Annotated in this window: 12 protein-coding genes; 3 read left to right on the top strand and 9 right to left on the bottom strand. The window is 70.5% G+C overall.

The window, feature by feature from the left end:
- Nucleotides 1–108 precede the first annotated feature (108 nt).
- Entirely contained in the window at nucleotides 109–1,215 is a 1,107-nt protein-coding gene (locus tag OHB21_RS10960; protein ID WP_195124617.1) for a S1C family serine protease, read from the top strand.
- A gap of 51 nt (nucleotides 1,216–1,266) precedes the next feature.
- Here the strand turns inward: OHB21_RS10960 and metE are convergent, their stop codons facing one another.
- The 3 genes from metE to aceA form a co-directional block, all read right to left on the bottom strand.
- A complete protein-coding gene (metE, locus tag OHB21_RS10955; protein WP_067505853.1) occupies nucleotides 1,267–3,567 on the bottom strand; it encodes a 5-methyltetrahydropteroyltriglutamate--homocysteine S-methyltransferase in 2,301 nt (766 codons plus the stop codon).
- A 209-nt stretch (nucleotides 3,568–3,776) separates the two neighbouring features.
- A complete protein-coding gene (locus OHB21_RS10950) occupies nucleotides 3,777–4,646 on the bottom strand; it encodes a 3-hydroxybutyryl-CoA dehydrogenase (RefSeq protein WP_067505851.1) in 870 nt (289 codons plus the stop codon).
- A 231-nt stretch (nucleotides 4,647–4,877) separates the two neighbouring features.
- Nucleotides 4,878–6,167, bottom strand: coding sequence for an isocitrate lyase (gene aceA / locus OHB21_RS10945; RefSeq protein WP_067505848.1), 1,290 nt, complete (start codon nucleotides 6,165–6,167; stop codon nucleotides 4,878–4,880).
- Nucleotides 6,168–6,633: 466 nt separating this feature from the next.
- Here aceA and OHB21_RS10940 point away from each other — a divergent pair, with 466 nt between their 5' ends.
- Both OHB21_RS10940 and OHB21_RS10935 read left to right on the top strand, forming a co-directional pair.
- On the top strand, nucleotides 6,634–7,761 hold the full coding sequence (locus OHB21_RS10940) for an alpha/beta hydrolase family protein (RefSeq protein WP_067505844.1): 1,128 nt from the start codon (nucleotides 6,634–6,636) through the stop codon (nucleotides 7,759–7,761).
- A gap of 121 nt (nucleotides 7,762–7,882) precedes the next feature.
- Nucleotides 7,883–10,192, top strand: a complete 2,310-nt coding sequence (locus OHB21_RS10935) for an esterase-like activity of phytase family protein (protein ID WP_195124616.1) — start codon at nucleotides 7,883–7,885, stop codon at nucleotides 10,190–10,192.
- A 108-nt stretch (nucleotides 10,193–10,300) separates the two neighbouring features.
- Here the strand turns inward: OHB21_RS10935 and OHB21_RS10930 are convergent, their stop codons facing one another.
- From OHB21_RS10930 to OHB21_RS10905, 6 genes are all read right to left on the bottom strand, one after another.
- Entirely contained in the window at nucleotides 10,301–10,510 is a 210-nt protein-coding gene (locus tag OHB21_RS10930) for a hypothetical protein (RefSeq protein ID WP_147265839.1), read from the bottom strand.
- A gap of 78 nt (nucleotides 10,511–10,588) precedes the next feature.
- Nucleotides 10,589–11,488: an allantoinase PuuE gene (gene puuE / locus OHB21_RS10925; RefSeq protein WP_067505833.1), complete on the bottom strand. Its 900-nt coding sequence runs from the start codon at nucleotides 11,486–11,488 to the stop codon at nucleotides 10,589–10,591.
- Entirely contained in the window at nucleotides 11,485–12,465 is a 981-nt protein-coding gene (gene alc, locus OHB21_RS10920; protein WP_195124615.1) for an allantoicase, read from the bottom strand. Before alc ends, puuE begins: the two co-directional genes overlap by 4 nt.
- Before the next feature lie 16 nt (nucleotides 12,466–12,481).
- A complete protein-coding gene (locus tag OHB21_RS10915; RefSeq protein ID WP_195124614.1) occupies nucleotides 12,482–13,714 on the bottom strand; it encodes a DUF6986 family protein in 1,233 nt (410 codons plus the stop codon).
- On the bottom strand, nucleotides 13,711–16,536 hold the full coding sequence (locus tag OHB21_RS10910; RefSeq protein WP_195126397.1) for a molybdopterin-dependent oxidoreductase: 2,826 nt from the start codon (nucleotides 16,534–16,536) through the stop codon (nucleotides 13,711–13,713). Before OHB21_RS10910 ends, OHB21_RS10915 begins: the two co-directional genes overlap by 4 nt.
- Nucleotides 16,533–17,381, bottom strand: coding sequence for an FAD binding domain-containing protein (locus OHB21_RS10905; RefSeq protein ID WP_195124612.1), 849 nt, complete (start codon nucleotides 17,379–17,381; stop codon nucleotides 16,533–16,535). Before OHB21_RS10905 ends, OHB21_RS10910 begins: the two co-directional genes overlap by 4 nt.
- Nucleotides 17,382–17,464: the final 83 nt, after the last annotated feature.

Raw genomic sequence — 17,464 nt, 5'->3', positions numbered from 1 at the left:
AATACATGCCTACCGTCGCATGGGCGGTTTTGTCATCCGCAGCGCCGGGGTTCCCGGCGATCTCCGGCCACAATGGAACGCGAGCCCTCAGCGGAGTCGGGAGCATCCATGGACGATGGTCGGCACACCGGGGGTGGGCGCGCGCTCACCTTGATCGTGGTAGCGGTGCTGGTCGCGGCGGGTTTCTTCGCCTACCGGGGCGAGCCGCCGAGGTGGTCGCCGTTCGCCGGAGCGGGCGACGCGACCAGGCCGGTCACCAGCACCGTGCCGCCGCCACCGCTGGATCCGGTCGCGGTCGCGGCCGCGGTCTCACCCGCGCTCGTCCACATCAGCACCTCGACGCGCGCGTTCGGGCCGGGCGCGGCCGGGTCGGGGATCGTGCTCACCGCCGAGGGACAGGTGCTCACCAGCCACCACGTGGTGAAGGGCGCGGACCGGGTGGTGGTGACGCTGGTCGACACCGGCCGCATCTTCACAGCGACCGTCCTGGGATACGACTCGTCCGCCGATATCGCGCTCCTGGAGTTGCCGGGTGCGGCCGGGCTGACCGCCGCCCAGCTCGGCAACGCCGCCGATCTGCGGATCCGCGACGAGGTGCTGGCCATCGGCAACGCGGGCGGCACGGGCGGGGAGCCGACCGCGATCGCGGGCCGGATCACGGCGCTGAACAGCACCATCGTCGCGCTGAACTCTGCGGACCTCTCGCGCAAGGCGCTGACCGGGATGCTGGAGGTGGCGGCGGCGGTGAGTTCGGGACAGTCCGGCGGCGCGCTGGCCGACCGGTTCGGCGCCGTGGTCGGGGTGATCACGGCGGCGTCGGGGGAGCGCGAGGAATCCGAGCGGCCGCGCGAGCCCAACGGTTACGCGGTGCCGATCGAGACGGCGATGCGCGTGGTGCGCCAGATCCGCTCCGGCTCGCCCACCGATTCGGTGCACATCGGCCCCACCGCGACGCTGGGCGTGCTGATCTCCGACGCCGCGCCCACCGGCGCGCGCGTGGACGTGGCGATCTACGGCAGTCCGGCCTACGCGGCGGGACTTTCGCGCGGCGAGATCGTCACGGCGGTCGACGGACGCGCGATCACCACGGCCCGCGCCCTGCGTTCCGCGATCAACGTGCGCCGGCCGGGCGACACCGTGCAGTTGGTCGTGCTAGGTACCGACGGTGAGGAACGGACGGTGACCGTGGTGTTGGCGGAGGGCACGCCCAATTAGCCGGAAAAGCAAGGCCGCCTTCCCCTTTCGGAGAAGGCGGCCCGCAACGAACTACTCGGCCGGAATCCGGCGCCGGATGCGCCGGGCCGCCGCGACGAGGTTGCGCAGCGAAGGCTCCAACTGCCAGTAGTGCCTGGTCTTCAACCCGCCGTCAGGATTGGCCCACAACCGTTGCGGCGTCACGGCTTCCGCAGCGGCCGTGAGCAGTTCGTCCAGCTCGTCGATATCGGGGATGCGCGCCGACCGCGATTCGTACACACCCGGTCCCACGCCGTGGCTGAGCCCGTGGCCCGAGGCGCAGTCCTCCTTGAGCGCCTTGAGCACCCATTCGATGGAGCGGGTGGCGACGATGGCGGTGACGTCGGCGTCGAGTTGTTCGATCGCCTCGACGATCTCCGCGCGACCGGAATACCCGATGTGCGTGTGGATCTGGGTGGCCGGGCCGACGCCGGAGGTGGCCAGGCGGAACGCCCCGACGGCCCAGCGCAGGTATTCGGCGCGCCCTTCGGCACGCAGCGGCAGCATCTCGCGGATGGCGGGCTCGTCCACCTGGATGATGGCGATGCCCGCGCGCTCGAGATCCACCACTTCGTCGCGGATGGCCAGCGCCACCTGGTCGGCGGTCTCGTACAGCGGCTGATCCTGGCGCACGAACGAGCGCGCCAGCATGGTGACCGGCCCGGTGACCATGCCCTTGACCGGCTTGTCGGTGAGCGACTGCGCGTAGCTGATCCACTCCACCGACATCGGCGCCGGACGCGACACGTCGCCGTAGATGATCGGCGGGCGCACGCAGCGCGACCCGTAGACCTGCACCCAGCCGAAGTGCGTGGTGGCGAAGCCGTCCAGCAGTTCGGCGAAGTACTGGATCATGTCGTTGCGCTCGTGCTCGCCGTGCACCAGCACATCCAGGCCGATGTCCTCCTGCAACCGGATGGTGGCCTCGATCTCGGCCTCGATCCGCTTGCGGTACTCCTCGTAGGACAGGCGGCCCTCGCCGAGGTCGTAGCGCGCCTGGCGCACCTTCGCGGTCTGCGGGAACGAGCCGAGTGTGGTGGCGGGCACCGGCGGCAGGTTCAGCCGCTCCTGCTGCGCGACGCGGCGCTGCTCGTACGGCTCGCGCGTGCGCATCTCGGGCGTGATCGCGTAAACCCGTTGGCGAACGGCGTGTTTCTGCTTGAAGTGCACCTCGGTGGGCCGCTTGCGCCACTTGTCGGACGGGCCCTCGGTGAGCGCCTTGGCGAGCGAAACCACTTCGCCCACCTTCTGTTTCGCGAAGGCGAGGCGATCGGCGACATTGCCCTCGATGTCGTATTCGACGAGCAGGTCGTAGGGCACGTGCAGCAGCGTGCTGCCGGTGGACACCACCAGGTCGGGGCACACCTTGGCCAGCTCGTTGAGGTATTCCAGCGTCACATACCGGTCGGCGCGCCACACGTTGCGCCCGCTGATGACGCCGGCGTAGAGCCGCTTGCGGCGGATGCCGGGCACGGCGGCCAGGTCCTCGGGCCGCATCCGGTAGCTGGCCAGGTCCAGCCCGATCGCCTCCACGTTGGAGGCGGCCAGGATCGGCAGCGCGGGACCGAAATCCCCGTACTGCCCGGTGACGAGCATGCGCGGGCGCAGCGCTGCGGTGGACAGCCGCTGGTAGGCGCGCTCGAACGCGGCCAGCTCGGCCTCGGTGCGCTCGCTGGTGAACACCGGCTCGTCCAGCTGCACGCAGGTCGCGCCGCGCTTGGCGAGGATCTCGAACAGTTCCTCGTACACGGGCAGCAGCTGGTCGAGCAGGGTGAGCTGATCGAACTCGGCCTCGCCCGGCACGTGGCCCGCCTTGGAGAGCAGCAGCAGCGAGACCGGGCCCAGCATCACCGGACGCAGCTCGATGCCCTGGGCCTTGGCGCGGTCGAACTCGTCGAGCAGGGCCTCGGCGTGCAGGGAGAACGTGGTGTCGGCGTCGAGTTCGGGCTGGCGGTAGTGGTAGTTGGTGTCGATGTAGCGCACCAGCTCCAGCGGCGGCAGATCGGGGCGGCCGCGCGCCATCAGGAAGTAGAAGTCCAGCGGCTCCATCACGTCCTGGTACGGCTGGAACCGCTGCGGCACCGCGCCGAACATGAGCGCGTTGTCCAGGACGTGGTCGTAGAAGGAGAAGGTGTTGCCCGGCACCTGGCTGAGGCCGGTGGCGGCCAGCTCGCTGAACTGGCGCTCCTGGATGTCGCGGCCGACGGCCAGCAGCTCGGCGCGCGGGATGTCGCCGCGCCAGTACGCCTCCAGCGCCCGCTTGAGTTCCCGGTGCGGTCCGATCCTGGGATATCCCAGGATGCTCGACCCGTAGCCGTCCGTGACGTTGACCATGCGCGAGAACTCCTTTTCGATCACGCTACCCAGCCGTATTGCACCTTATGGCCCGTGCCGTGCGGGATCCGGAACCGACCATACCCGTCGGCCCGGTGCGGCCCGGAGGAAGCGAGCGACCCCGCGCCGACCAGGTCCGCGCTCCTCGCGCGGGCACCTCGCTCGGGCATCGGGGCCGCCTGTCACAACGCGCGTCCGCGCGCCGCTCACTACTTCTTGTACTGGTAGAAACCCGCGCCGGTCTTCTTGCCGAGCAGGCCCGCCTCGACCATGCGCATCAGCAGCGGCGGGGCGGAGTACAGCGGCTCCTTGAACTCGGCGTACATCGAGTCGGCGATGGACTTGACGGTGTCGAGGCCGACCAGGTCGGTCAGCGCCAGCGGGCCCATCGGGTGGGCACAGCCGAGCACCATGGCCTTGTCCACGTCCTCCTTGGTGGCGAAACCGGACTCGACCATGCGGATGGCCGAGAGCAGGTAGGGCACCAGCAGGGCGTTGACCACGAAGCCGGAGCGGTCGGCCGAGCGCACGACCTGCTTGCCGAGCACGTCGCCGGCGAAGGCCTCGGCGCGCGCCGACACCGACTCGCTGGTCTTGAGCGTGGTGACCAGCTCGACCAGCGGCAGCACCGGCACCGGGTTGAAGAAGTGCATGCCGACGACCCGCTCGGGGTTGGCGGTGGCGACCGCGATCTTCATGATCGGGATGGAGGAGGTGTTGGAGGCCAGCACGGCGTCGGGGTCGGTGACGACCTTGTCGAGCTCGGCGAAGATGGAGGTCTTGACCTCTTCGTTCTCCAGCACGGCCTCGACCACCAGCTGGCGGTCGGCGAAGTCGCCCAGATCGGAGGTGAAGCGCAGGCGCCAGGCGGCCTGTTCCCGCTCGCGTTCGGTGATCTTGCCGCTGCTCACGCCGCGGTCGAGCGAGCGCAGGATGCGGGCGCGCCCGGCGGCGGCTAGTTCCCTGGTCTGTTCGTAGACGAGCACGTCGACGTGCGCGCGGGCGCACACCTCCGCGATTCCGGCACCCATCTGTCCGGCGCCGATGATGCCGACGCGCTGAATCTTCTCGCTGCTCACGTCCCGCTCCTGCTGGGTTGGTCTGGCTCTGGGGTGGCTGGGGTTTGGACGATGTCCAAGGTATAGGGATGCCCTCCCCCGCCGGGGCTGTTCAGCGGGGGAGGGCGGTACACCCCTACCTGAGTAGAGGATTGCCGGTATTCACGTTCGGGAACCTCTCTTCCCGAGGCGACACCCGGTGCGCGCGGGGTGCGGTTTCACGGCCGCACCCCACCCGTCACGCGAAGGGGCTCAGTGGAACTGGCCTTCTTCGGTGGAGCCCTTCAGGGCGGCCGTCGAGGTGTTCGGGTCGACGGTGGTGGCGATGGTGTCGAAGTAGCCGGCACCGACCTCGCGCTGGTGCTTGATGGCGGTGAAGCCACGCTCGGCGGCGGCCTTGAACTCGCGCTCCTGCAGGTCGACGAACGCGGTCATGCCCTCGCGGGCGTAGCCGTGCGCCAGGTCGAACATGCCGTAGTTGAGCGAGTGGAAGCCGGCCAGGGTGATGAACTGGAACTTGAAGCCCATCGCGCCGAGCTCACGCTGGAACTTCGCGATGGTCGCGTCGTCCAGGTGCGCCTTCCAGTTGAAGGAGGGCGAGCAGTTGTAGGCCAGCAGCTGGTCCGGGAACTCGCCGCGAACGGCCTCGGCGAACTTGCGGGCGACCTCGAGGTCCGGCACGCCGGTCTCCATCCAGATGAGGTCGGAGTAGGGCGCGTAGGCCTTGGCGCGGGCGATGCAGGGCTCGATGCCGTTCTTCACACCGAAGAAGCCCTCGGCGGTGCGGGTGCCGTCCAGGAACTCGCGGTCGCGCTCGTCCACGTCGGTGGTCAGCAGGGTCGCGGCCTCGGCGTCGGTGCGGGCGATGACCACGGTGGGCACGCCGGCGACGTCGGCGGCCAGGCGGGCCGAGGTCAGGGTGCGGATGTGCTGCTGGGTGGGGATGAGCACCTTGCCACCGAGGTGGCCGCACTTCTTCTCCGAGGCCAGCTGGTCCTCCCAGTGCGAACCGGCGACGCCGGCCGCGATCATGGCCTTCTGCAGCTCGTAGACATTGAGGGCGCCACCGAAGCCGGCCTCGCCGTCGGCGACGATCGGGGCGAGCCAGTTCTCGACCGAGGTGTCACCCTCGACCTTGGCGATCTCGTCGGCGCGCAGCAGCGCGTTATTGATGCGGCGCACGATCTGCGGGACCGAGTTGGCCGGGTACAGCGACTGGTCCGGGTAGGTGTGGCCGGAGAGGTTCGCGTCGCCGGCGACCTGCCAACCGGACAGGTAGATGGCCTTGAGGCCGGCGCGGACCTGCTGGACCGCCTGGTTGCCGGTGAGGGCGCCGAGGGAGTTGATGTAGTCCTCGTTATTGACGAGATCCCACAGGATCTCCGAGCCGCGGCGGGCGAGCGTGTGCTCCTCGACGACGGTGCCCTGCAGCGCCACCACCTGTTCCGCGGTGTAGTTACGGGTGATGCCCTTCCAGCGCGGGTTGGTGTCCCAATCCTGCTGGATCTCCGCAGCGGTCTTCGGGGTGCCGACTGTCGACATCTCTGACTCCACTTCTCTGTTCGGTCGATGTGCCGCACCGCGCAACGGAAAACTGCTGGGGCGGCGATTCGCAGGCTTGCTAGGCCCATGGGGTGTACTTCCACACGATTGCACACCAGGAAATAGCCGTCTACCTGTTGCTACTGTGAAATCGAGCTAGGTTTCGCAACAACTTTGCTAACTCTGCGAAATTTGCGGGCGAATTGCACGGCGGCAATCTACCGACGGGTAGCCCTGACGTGCGGTTTCAGCGTAACGCTCGTACTGTTTGCGATCGCGCGGCACCCCGGGATCGACACGCCCGTGCGCGCGGGGTTGTGAGTCGATTCACAGCCCTGCCCCCGCCCGCGCGTGTGGGCCGCGCCACGCCGGACCGGGCCGATGCGGCAGACTCGAGCGAGGAGCCAAATCTCGAGCGGTCGTCCAACTTGTCGGGAGGACCGCTCCACGTACCGAACGGAGTCCCATGCGGAAACTGTGCGTCGCCGCGGCCGTGGCCTGTGCGACCGTCCTGCTGCATCCGGCCGCCGCGAGCGCCGCCCCCGGCGCGGTGACTTCGGTGGGACCGCTGGCCGCGGTGGCCACGCCGCCCGACGCGGCGCGCGGCGCCCGGCTGCTCTACGAGTCCACCACCGTGGGCGAGGCGCCCACCACCGCGAGCGCGGCCGTCTACTTCCCGGCCGGCGAGGCGCCCGAGGGCGGCTGGCCGGTGATCGCGTGGGCGCACGGCACCGTCGGCATCGGCGACGACTGCGCCTACAGCGTCGTGGGCCCCTCGGCCGTCGAACGGGACTGGACCTACCTGGGCACGTGGCTGAACGAGGGCTACGCCGTGGTGGCCGCCGACTACGCGGGCCTGGGCACACCGGGCGAGCATCCCTACCTGAACGGCAAGGTCGAGGCGCACAACGTCGTCGACGCGGTGAAGGCGGCGACCCGGCAATACCCCGAGCTGTCGAACAAGTGGGCCGTGGTCGGGCAGTCGCAGGGCGGCGGCGCGGCGGTCTTCACCGCCCGCTACGCCACCGAGTTCGGCGGCCCCGAACTCGACTACCGCGGCGCGGTCGGCACCGGCGTGCCCGCCTACATCGAGGACATCCTGCTGCCGCTCGGCCCCGGCATGCCGCCCATGGAACTGGGTCCGCACAGCACCGCCTACGTCTTCTACATCCTCAACGGCCTGCGCACCACCCACCCGGAGCTCGCGGTGGAGTCGTACCTGACCGAGGAGGGCCGCACCTGGCTCGAGCGCGGGCGCACCGCCTGCATCGACGAGTTCGGCGAGGAACTGTCGGCGAACAACGTGGTGCTGGGCGAGATGTTCACCCGTCCGCTGGCGCAGATCCCCGATCTGCGCGGCATCCTGTCGCGCACCATGGCGCTGCCCGAGTCCGGCTACGACCGTCCGGTGTTCCTCGGCCAGGGCCTGCGCGACACCGATGTGATCACCCCGGCCACCCTCGCGTTCGCGGCGAAGCTGCAAGCGAACGGCGAACCGGTCGTGCTGCACACCTACGACGAGGACCACAGCGGCGCCGTGAACGCCTCGCTGCCCGATTCGCTGCCGTTCGTGCGGAGTCTGTTCGAGTCCTGATCCGCAGCCGAGCCGTCCCGGCCGATTCACCCGCGCGTCACGCTCGCGTCACCCCGTTGCACCAGGCTCGCCGCGTTCCCGCCCCGGCGGGAACGCGAGTCGAGTGAGGAAGGGGCCGACGATGGCCAGGATGAGGCGAAGGTGGCTCGGCGCCGCGATCGCGGCGGTGACGGTCACCGCCGTGGCCGCGTGCGGCAGCGACGACGAGGGTGCGGGCGCGCCGCCCGCACCCGCGGGCTGGGAGCACGACCCGTCGAGCAGCTACCACCGGCTCGCCACCTACCCGGTGTTCGAGAACCGGCCCGACGGCGTCGATCCGAGTGAGGAGACGGTCGCGGAGATCTCCGCCGTCACCGAGGACGGCGAGACGCTCGTCTACACCGACGCGCCGGGCAAGCGGATCGGCTTCGTGGACCTGAGCGATCCGTCGAACCCGGTGGGCGCGGGCACGTTGTCGCTGGCCCAGCTCGGCAACGCCGACGACCAGCCCACGTCGGTGGCGGTGGTCGGCGACCACGTGCTCGTCGTGATCGACAGCAGCGGTGGGAATTTCGCCGCGCCGTCGGGCCGGGTGGACGTGGTCCGGGTGAGCGACCGCACCAAGGTGCACAGCATCGACCTCGGCGGCCAACCGGATTCGATCGCCGTGAGCGCAGACGGCAAGCTGGCCGCGATCGCGATCGAGAACCAGCGCGACGAGGAGTTCACCCCCGAGGGCCGCGAGGAGGGCGATCTCCCGCAGCCGCCGACCGGTTTCGTGCAGATCCTGAAACTGGATGGCGCACCGCAGGATTGGTCGGCGCAAGCCGTGCGGTTCGACGAAGCACAGGCCGCCGCCGCTGGACTGGACACGCCGCAGGATCTGGAGCCGGAGTACGTCAGCTTCAACGGGCGCGGCGAGGTCGCGGTGACCTTGCAGGAGAACAACGGCATCGCGATCATCGACGCCGCGACCGCGACGGTGCGTTCGATCTTCTCGGCGGGCACGGCGTCGGTGAGCGGCATCGACACCGAGGACGACGGCACGATCGACCAATCCGGTGCGATCACCGATCTGCCCCGTGAACCCGACGCCATCGGCTGGATCGGCGACGATCACCTGGTCACCGCCAACGAGGGCGACTGGAAGGGCGGCACCCGTGGCTGGAGCGTGTTCGACGCACGCACCGGCGAGGTGGTGTGGGACGCGGGCGACGAGTTCGAGCGCCTCGCGGTGCGCAGCGGTATGCACATCGAGAGTCGCGCGGGCAAGAAGGGGCCCGAACCGGAAGGACTCGCGGTGACCGAACTCGACGGCACCCCGGTGCTGCTGATGGGCTCCGAACGCAGCAATTTCGTTGCGGTGTACGATGTCTCGGACCCGACTTCGCCGGTGTTCCGCCAGCTGTTGCCCACGACCATCGGTCCGGAGGGCATTCTCCCCGTCCCCTCGCGCGATCTGCTGGTCATCTCCACCGAACTGGACGACGCCGAGATCGGCATGCGCGCAGCGGTCAACATCTACGGCTATGGTGACGAGTTCGCCGGCTCGGGAGCGCCCGGCTACCCCTCCATCGTCTCCGCCGACGCCGACGGCGCCCCGATCGGCTGGGGCGCGCTGGGTGCGCTCAGCGCCGACCCGGCAGCGGCCGATCGGCTCTACACCGCCACCGACGACGCTTTCGGCCCTTCCCGCGTCCTCGGCGTGGACGTGTCCACCCGACCCGCTGTGATCGACACCGAGATACCGATCACCGAGAACGGCGAGCCGGTCGCTCTCGATGTCGAGGGTCTGGCGGCCCGCGCGGACGGCGGCTTCTACCTGGCCGTCGAGGGCAAAGAGGGCCCGCAGAACCAGCTGGTCCAGGTCTCGGCGACCGGCGCGATCGACAAGCGCGTCGCGCTGCCCGCCGATATCTCGGGCCAACTCGGCGCGCAGGGTCTCGAAGGCGTAGCCGTGCAGGGGTCCGGTGCGGACGAGACCGTCTGGGTGGTGCTGCAGCGCGAGCTGAAGTCGGACCCGAAGGGCATCACCAGGATCGGCAGGTACTCTCCGGCCGACGGCACCTGGCAGTGGTTCGGCTACCAACTGGAGACCACCGACACCGAGGGGGATTGGCTCGGCGTCTCGGAGATCGTGGTGGACGGCGACTCGCTGCTGGTGCTCGAGCGCGACAAGTTGAGCGGCCCGCGCGCGCGGGTGAAGGCCGTATACCGGGTGGCGATACCGGCGGGCGACGGCGTCACCGACGCGGCCACGCCGCCCACCGTGCTGCCCAAAACCCTTGCCGTGGACCTGCTTGCGGAACTGCGCGCCACCAACGGCTGGGTGCAGGAGAAGGTCGAGGGCATGGCGTTGAGCGACGGCACGCTGTACGTGGTCACCGACAACGACGGCACCGAGGACAACACCGGCGAGACGGTGTTCCTGCGCCTGAACGCCCCCGCCTGATCGAACACGACGCCCCCGCGACCCCAGAAAAGGATCGCGGGGGCGCCGCGCGTTCGTCCCGCTCGGCCCGGTTGTTCCCGACGACCAACCGGCGGCGGGACGAACGGCCTACTTCGCCGACAGCGACGACGAGCCGAGCGTGAGCGCCTCGAGGAAGCAGCTCAGCAGGTACGCCGTGTCCGGGCGGCATTCGATGGCCTCGGCCCGCGGTGGTTCGGCGGCGGGCGCGGCCGCGGCCATCCCGCTCCCCGACAGAACCGCCGCGCCCACGATGCCCGCGGCCACCGTCGCGCGCGCCATCGTTCGAATTTGGAACATGATCATTTCCCTCCGTTGTGCCTGGAGGGAACGTTAAGCGCGCGGGCGGCGGCGGACAACCCCCGGATTGTGGTGTGGTCAGGCGCCCGTCGCGGGGTGCTCCGCGCGCCAGTGTTCGGCGATGTCGATGCGGCGGGTGATCCACACGCCCTCGCGCGCCTGGATGTGGTCGAGGAACCGTTCCAGCGCCGCCGTGCGCGCCGGCCGTCCGACCAGACGGCAGTGCAGGCCCACCGAGAGCATCTTCGGGCTGCCCTCCGCACCCTCCCGGTACAGCACGTCGAACGCGTCGCGCAGGTGCGCGAAGAACTGGTCGCCGCTGGGGAATCCGGCCGGGGAGGAGAACCGCATGTCGTTGGTGTCGAGGGTGTAGGGCACCACCAGGTGGTCCCGCTCGCCGACGCGCACCCAGTAGGGCAGATCGTCGGCGTAGGAATCGGAGTCGTAGACGAAACCGCCGTGCTCGACCACCAATTCGCGCGTGTGCGGGGAGTCGCGGCCGGTGTACCAGCCGCGCGGCGGGGTGCCGGTCAGCTCGGTGAGTACCCGCACGGCCTCGGCCATGTGCGCGCGCTCGGTCTCGATATCGCTGAGCTGGTAGGACTTCCAGCGCAAGCCGTGCGAGGCGATCTCGTGCCCGAGCTCGAGGAAGGCCGACACCGCCTCGGGGTTGCGCTGCATGGCCCTGGCCACCGCGAAGATCGTCAGCGGCAGACCGCGCCGCTCGAAAACCCGCAGCACGCGCCACAATCCGGCCCGCGAGCCGTACTCGTACAGCGACTCCATGCTCATGTGGCGGTTCGGAAAGGGCTCGGCCGGAACGATTTCCGACAGGAACGTCTCGGCGTGCGGGTCGCCGTCGAGGACGCTGTTCTCCCCGCCCTCCTCGTAGTTCAGCACGAACTGCACGGCGATCTTCGCCCCGCCCGGCCAGCGCGGGTCGGGCGGCGTGGGCCCGTAGCCGACGAAATCCCTCATCCGCCCAGCTCCCCGTAGAGGCGCAGCCGCGCCAGCCCGCCGTCGGGGTAGATGTCCAGGCGCACCTCCTCCACCGAGGCCGCCGCGGGCGGCACCGCGAACCGGTGCCTGGTGTCGGGCAGCAGGTCGGTGCGGGGCAGCAGTTCGAGGTCGGTGCCGTCGGCGGTGCGGCCGCTCAGCCGCGCGGAGCCGGGGCTGTTGCCGAGGAAGTAGGAGGTGTCGATCTCGGCGAGCCGGATCAGGCCCGGTCCGGCCAGGCGGATGCGCACCCAGTCGTTGCCGTCGTCGCGGCGGCGCGAGGTCTCCCAGCCGTCGCCCATGCGCCGCGCCAGGCCGGGGTAGAGGATCTGGTTGGGCGAGCTGTAGAAGCGGTTGGAGCAGTCCAGCACCAGGGCGCCGTTCTCCAGCGCCGCCAGGTCCAGCGGCCCGAGGCCGAGCAGCTCCGGATCGGGCCTGCCCTCGCCGTGCACCCGCAGCCGGGCGATACCGCCGTCGGGGTGCATGGTGAGTTTGACATGGGTCCAGCGCTTTTCACTGTCGATGGCGAACGGATTGCGGCTGTCGCCCGCGACGGGCGCGTGCTCCACCAGCGGCACCCAGTCGGTGCGCGCGGCGATATCGACGGCGGGCGGATACCCCTCGATCTCGAGCGCCGACACCGACACCGCCGGCGGGTAATTGCCGGTGAACCAGGCGGTGTCCACCACGATCCCGCGGATCACGCCGGGCACGCCGAGCCGCACGATGGCGCTGTCCTCGCCGGGCACCCCGCGCCGCCGCCTGGTCTCCCAGCCGTCGTAGATCTGGCCCTTGTGCCCGAACGTGGCCGTGCGGTGCTCGGCCGGGCCGGGGTTGATCAGATTCTCCTTCTCGGCGAAGAACTCGTCGTTCGCCCAGATCACCGAACCGCCCAGCGGGCGGACGGCCAGGTCGGGCAGGAGCGTGAAATCCTCGGGCCGCCCGCTCCAGTCATCCATTCCGTCTCCTCATCTCTCAGGTCCGCCCGACCGGCTTGCGCGCCACCAGGGCGCGCAACACCTCCGTCGTGAGTTCCGGTGCCGCCGTGGCCAATTCCGCCTCCGTGCGCGCCCCGCAGCGCAGGCCGCGCAGTACGGTCGCCGCCAGCGCCTCGGCGGTGGCCGGTTCGTCGAGCACACCGGCCGGGTCCTGGTTGCGGGCCACGTAGGCGCGCAGGCGGGGTGTGGCGACGTCGATCGCCGCGCGGAAGAACTGGTAGGTCGCCAACCAGCGGGTGACCAGGTGGCCGGGGTGCATGTCCCAGCCCTGGTAGTAACCGCGCCGCAGGGCGCGCTCGACCAGCCGGTGGTGATTGCGCAGTGCCGCTTCGGGATCGGAGTCGGGCACGATCTGCGTGGAGCCGTCGCACACCCACACTCCGGTCTGCGCGGCCGCGACCTGCATGACGGCCTTGGCGAAATCGGCCGCCGGGTGGTCCAGCGCTTGGTCTGGTGCGGCTACCCCGCATGCGGCCGTGTAGTCGTAGGTGCCGAAATGCAGTCCGTGGCAGCGGGTTCCGGCGGCGCTGATCATCGCCGCGACGGGCACCGTGCCGTCCGCCGCGATCACCGCCTGCGGGCTCTCGATCTGCAACTCGAACCGCAGCGACCCGGCGGGCAATCCGGAGCCGCGCTCCAGCCCTTCGCACAGCGCCGCCAACGCCGAAACCTGGCGCACCGCGCGGATCTTCGGCACGGTGAACACGAATCCGTCCGGAACGCCGTCCAGCGCGTCGAGCACCAGCTCCAGGGTGCGGATGGCGCGCCGTCGCTCCGGGCCGCCCAAACCCTTGATCCGGACGCCGAATCCGGCCGGTCCGTCGGCGGCGTTCGCCCACTCGGCCAGGATCGTGCCCGCCGCGGTGGCGGCGGCGTCCTCCTCGGCGTCGGGGCGGAAGCCGTAGCCGTCCTCGAAATCGATGCGCAGATCCTGGATCGGCGCGCTGGTCAACCGTTCCCGCACCGCGGGCAAGGCATCGTCGCCGAGTTCGTCGAGCACGTCGCGGTGGTTGTCCAGCAGCGTCACCGCCTCGGCGCCCCATTCGCGCGGTGTCGCAGCCGAGACCCGGTCGGCGGGCACGTAGACGGTGTGGACGGGTTGGGCGCGATCCCCGGAACCCGGGTAGTGGGCGCGCAATTCGGCGTCGACCGCGTCCAGCACGGCCTCGATCCTGGCTCGGACGTTCTCCGGCAGCCGTGTGGCGGTCACCGTGGTGCTCCCTCCTGCAAGGCGCGCCAAACCCGGTCGGCCGTCATCGGCAACCCGGTCATGCGCACCCCCACCGCGTCGCGGATCGCGTTGGCCAGGGCCGGTGCGACCGGGTTGTACGGTGACTCGCTCATGGACTTGGCGCCGAGCGGCCCGAGTTCGTCGGCGGTATCGGCGAAATAGACCTCGGTCGAGGGTAGATCGGCGAACTGCGGAATGTGGTAGTGCCGCAAAGTCCGTGTCGTGACCACGCCACGGTCGACGCGCATGTCCTCGTACAGCGCGGTCCCGACGGCCTGCGCCACACCGCCTTCCACCTGTCCGCGGCACTGGGCCGGGTTGAGCACCGTGCCCGCGTCGGCGGCCTGGATCGACTGAAGGATGCGCACGGTGCCGGTCGGCGGGTGCACCGCGACGCGCACGGCGTGCACGTTGAAGCTCACCGACCGGGGGCTGCCCGCGTGCGCGCCGTGCTCCACGAGGTCGCCTTCGGCCGCCAGCTCGGACAGGCTCAGGAGTTCTTCTCCGCAGCGCACGCCGTCGCGCTCGAGCACGCAGTCGCCGCGCGGGATTCCGGTGCGCCGGGCGGCACGGCGTTCGATCGCGTCGCGCAGCGCGAGCGCGGCGGCGTGGGTGGCCTTGCCCGCCACCACGATTCCGGTGGAGCCGAACGCGCCCGTGTCGTACTCGATCAGGTCGGTGTCGGATTGGCGCAGCGCGATGCGGTCGGCGTCGGTGCGCAGGGCGTCGGCGGCCAACTGGGCGTGCACGGTGGTGGTGCCGTTGCCGAATTCAGCGGTGCCGAAGGAGATTTCGTAGTGACCACCCGAGCGCAGCGCCGCGACGGCGTGGCCGCGGTGGCCGCGCGGCGGGATGGTCGCGATCATCGACACGGCCATACCCTCGCCGGTGCGCCAGTCCGGACCCGGTGGTGCGACGCCGTTTCCGCGCCGCAGTGCGGCTTCGGCGAGGTCGAGGCACTGGTCCAGGCCGTAGCTGCCGAAGACCATATCGCCGTCGTTCACGTGCGCGCCGACGAACTGATCGCCCGGGACCACGACGTTGCGCCTGCGGAATTCGAAGGGTTCGATGCCGAGTTCGCGCGCCAGTTCGTCGAGGGCGCTCTCGATGCCGAAGATGAGTTGGCCGAGCCCGTAGCCGCGGAACGCGCCGGAGGGAATGTTGTTGGTGTAGACCGCGCGTGCGTCCACGCGCTTGTTCGCGCACCGGTACACCTCGACGGATTCCCCGACGCCGTGGAACATCACGCCGGGACTGTGGTTGCCGTACGCGCCCGCGTCGGACAGCACGTCCACGGCGAGCGCGGTGAGCACGCCCGCGGCGTCGGCGCCCGCCGTGACGGCCACCCGCATGGGATGTCTGCTGGTGGCGGAGGTGAATTCGTCGCCGCGCGTGTACTCGTAGCGCACGGGCCGGCCGGTGCGCAGGACGGCGAGCGCGAGGAGGTCTTCGACCAGCATCTCCTGTTTGGCGCCAAAACCGCCGCCCACGCGGGCCGCGATCACCCGCACGCGGTCGCGCGGCAGTCCGAACAGGTGGCACAGCTCGTCGCGCACCAGGAACGGAACCTGCGTGCTGCACCGCACGACGAGCCGGCCGTCGGCGTCCAGCCAGCCGGTGCCGCCGTGGGTTTCGAGGTGGACGTGCTGGGCGCGCGGCGAATGCCACACCCCGCGCACCACTTTCGCGGCGGCGGCCAGCCCGGCTTCGATATCGCCCACTTCGCCGTGTAGTTCGGCGACCAGATTGCGCCCGGGATCGGCGATACGGGCCGAATCCGGTTTGTCGCCGTGCAGTTTCGGCGCGTCCTCGGCGTAGGCGAGTTCGGGATCGAAGACGGCGGGCAGGATCTCGTACTCCACCCGCAGTGCCCGGCACCCGGCGCGCGCGATGTCGAGGGTGTCCGCGACCACGGCCGCCACCCGCTGCCCGGCGAACCGCACCACGCGGTCGAGCACGTAGGTGTCGTCCGGATCGTCGGTGCGCAACTCATGCCGCGCCGTCGAGAAGGGAATGTCCGGGGCGTCGGCGTGGGTGAGCACCGCCCGCACCCCGTCGATCGCCTCGGCGGCGGAGGTGTCGATCGAGACGATCCGCGCGTGCGGGTGCGGACTGGGGAGCACCGCGATGTGCAGCGGCTCGGTGGGCGGCTCGCCGGGGCCGCCGACGCCGGTGTCCATAGTGAAAGGTTCGGTGCCCGTGACGATTCGGGGTCCGGCGGGTGCGCCGAATTGGGCACCGGCCCGGCCTGCGACACCCGCCCCGGGCGCGGCACCCGCCCCAGACGTCGCCGAGTCCGGCGCACCCGACGGCGCCGCCCGGCGTTCATCGTGCTCGCATCCGGTCTCACCCGGCACATCACCCCCGCTACCCAGCGCCGCCAAGATCGGCCGATATCCCGTGCAGCGGCACAGGTTTCCCTTCATCAGTTCCGGCAGCTCCGCCGCGTCCGGCTCGGAGCCGGTGCCACAGCCGAGGCCCGCCGCCGTGACGACCATCCCCGCCGTGCAGAAACCGCATTGGAAGCCGTTCTCCGCCAGTAACTTCCGCTGCACCGGATGCGGGTCCTCCGGAGTGCCGAGTCCGGTGGCGGTGGTGACGGCGCGGTCGGCGGCGCGGAAGGCGGGGATGAGGCAGGAGTGGACGGGTGCGCCGTCGAGGAGCACCGAGCACGCGCCGCAATCGCCCGCGTCGCAGCCCTTCTTGACCGCGAAGACGCCCTGTTCGCGCAGCAGGGTGCGCAGGCACTGGCCCGGACGGGGATCGGCGTCCAGCATCCGTCCGTCGACTTCGAACTTCACGACGCACCTCCCGCCCGGAGTTCCGCCGCGACCTCGCGCGCCAGCAGCCCGGCGACGTGCGCGCGCCAGTCCGGTGCGCCGTGCGGGTCGTCGAACCACAGCGCGGGGTCGATCGCGCGCACGGCGGCGTCGACTTCGTCGTCACTCGGGGGCTCGGGGAGATCCAGCACGACGGGTCGCGCGGTCGCGGCGGTGATCGTCAGCGCGGTGCGCCCACCCGCTTCGGTGCGGCCCATCACCACCGCACTCGAGCGCCCCAGCGGAGCCAGCGCGATCTTGCGGAACGCCGTGCGCGCCAGCAGACTCCGTGTGGGAATCGTCACCGAACGCAGCACCTCGCCGGGCTGCAGCACCGAGACGCCCGCACCGAGAACGAACTCCCGCAACGGAATCCGCCGCTCGCTCGAAGCCGTCCACACCAGCGCGGTGCCGTCGAGCGCGGTGAGCGCGCCCAGCACCGCGCCCGCGGGCAGCGCGAGACACACGTTGCCGCCCACCGTCGCGGTCCGCCAGATCTTGTGCGAGGCCAGCAGCGCCCGGCACGCGCGCGGGAACAGCGCGGTCCCCGGCCACTCCGGGAAGCGCCGATCGGCTCCCAGTTCGCGACCGGGCGCGGCGCCGGCGAACTCCTCGAGTGTGCAGGTCGCGGCGATTTCCAGCCCGTCGTCCACGCGCGTGAACGGGGCCCAGCCGAGCCGGGTGATGTCCACCAGCCGGGCCAGGTGTTCCTGCGGTTCCGAAAAGAGGGAGGTGCCGCCGGCCAGCACCCCGGTCGAGCCGCCGATCCGCGCGAGGTCGGCCCGGCCCCGGGCCACCAGCACCTCCCCGATCGTGTCCAGATCCACGTCTCACCTCACTCCACAACACCTGCGGCCACAGTAAGGGCGCGGAGTTGCCGAAATGTTGCACGGCGACGCTCCACATTGCG

Origin of the sequence: Nocardia puris, from assembly GCF_036051655.1 — a bacterium.
In the GTDB taxonomy this organism is placed as follows: domain Bacteria; phylum Actinomycetota; class Actinomycetes; order Mycobacteriales; family Mycobacteriaceae; genus Nocardia; species Nocardia puris.
Note: the sequence above shows the minus strand (reverse complement) of the source record. Positions and strands in the feature narration are given on the sequence as shown.

Coding starts and splice junctions, on each gene's coding strand:
- alc (WP_195124615.1), bottom strand. CDS start 12,465: ATGGATGACTGGAGCGGGCGGCCCGAGGATTTCACGCTCCTGCCCGAC.
- metE (WP_067505853.1), bottom strand. CDS start 3,567: ATGGTCAACGTCACGGACGGCTACGGGTCGAGCATCCTGGGATATCCC.
- OHB21_RS10930 (WP_147265839.1), bottom strand. CDS start 10,510: ATGTTCCAAATTCGAACGATGGCGCGCGCGACGGTGGCCGCGGGCATC.
- puuE (WP_067505833.1), bottom strand. CDS start 11,488: ATGAGGGATTTCGTCGGCTACGGGCCCACGCCGCCCGACCCGCGCTGG.
- OHB21_RS10940 (WP_067505844.1), top strand. CDS start 6,634: ATGCGGAAACTGTGCGTCGCCGCGGCCGTGGCCTGTGCGACCGTCCTG.
- OHB21_RS10935 (WP_195124616.1), top strand. CDS start 7,883: ATGGCCAGGATGAGGCGAAGGTGGCTCGGCGCCGCGATCGCGGCGGTG.
- OHB21_RS10960 (WP_195124617.1), top strand. CDS start 109: ATGGACGATGGTCGGCACACCGGGGGTGGGCGCGCGCTCACCTTGATC.
- aceA (WP_067505848.1), bottom strand. CDS start 6,167: ATGTCGACAGTCGGCACCCCGAAGACCGCTGCGGAGATCCAGCAGGAT.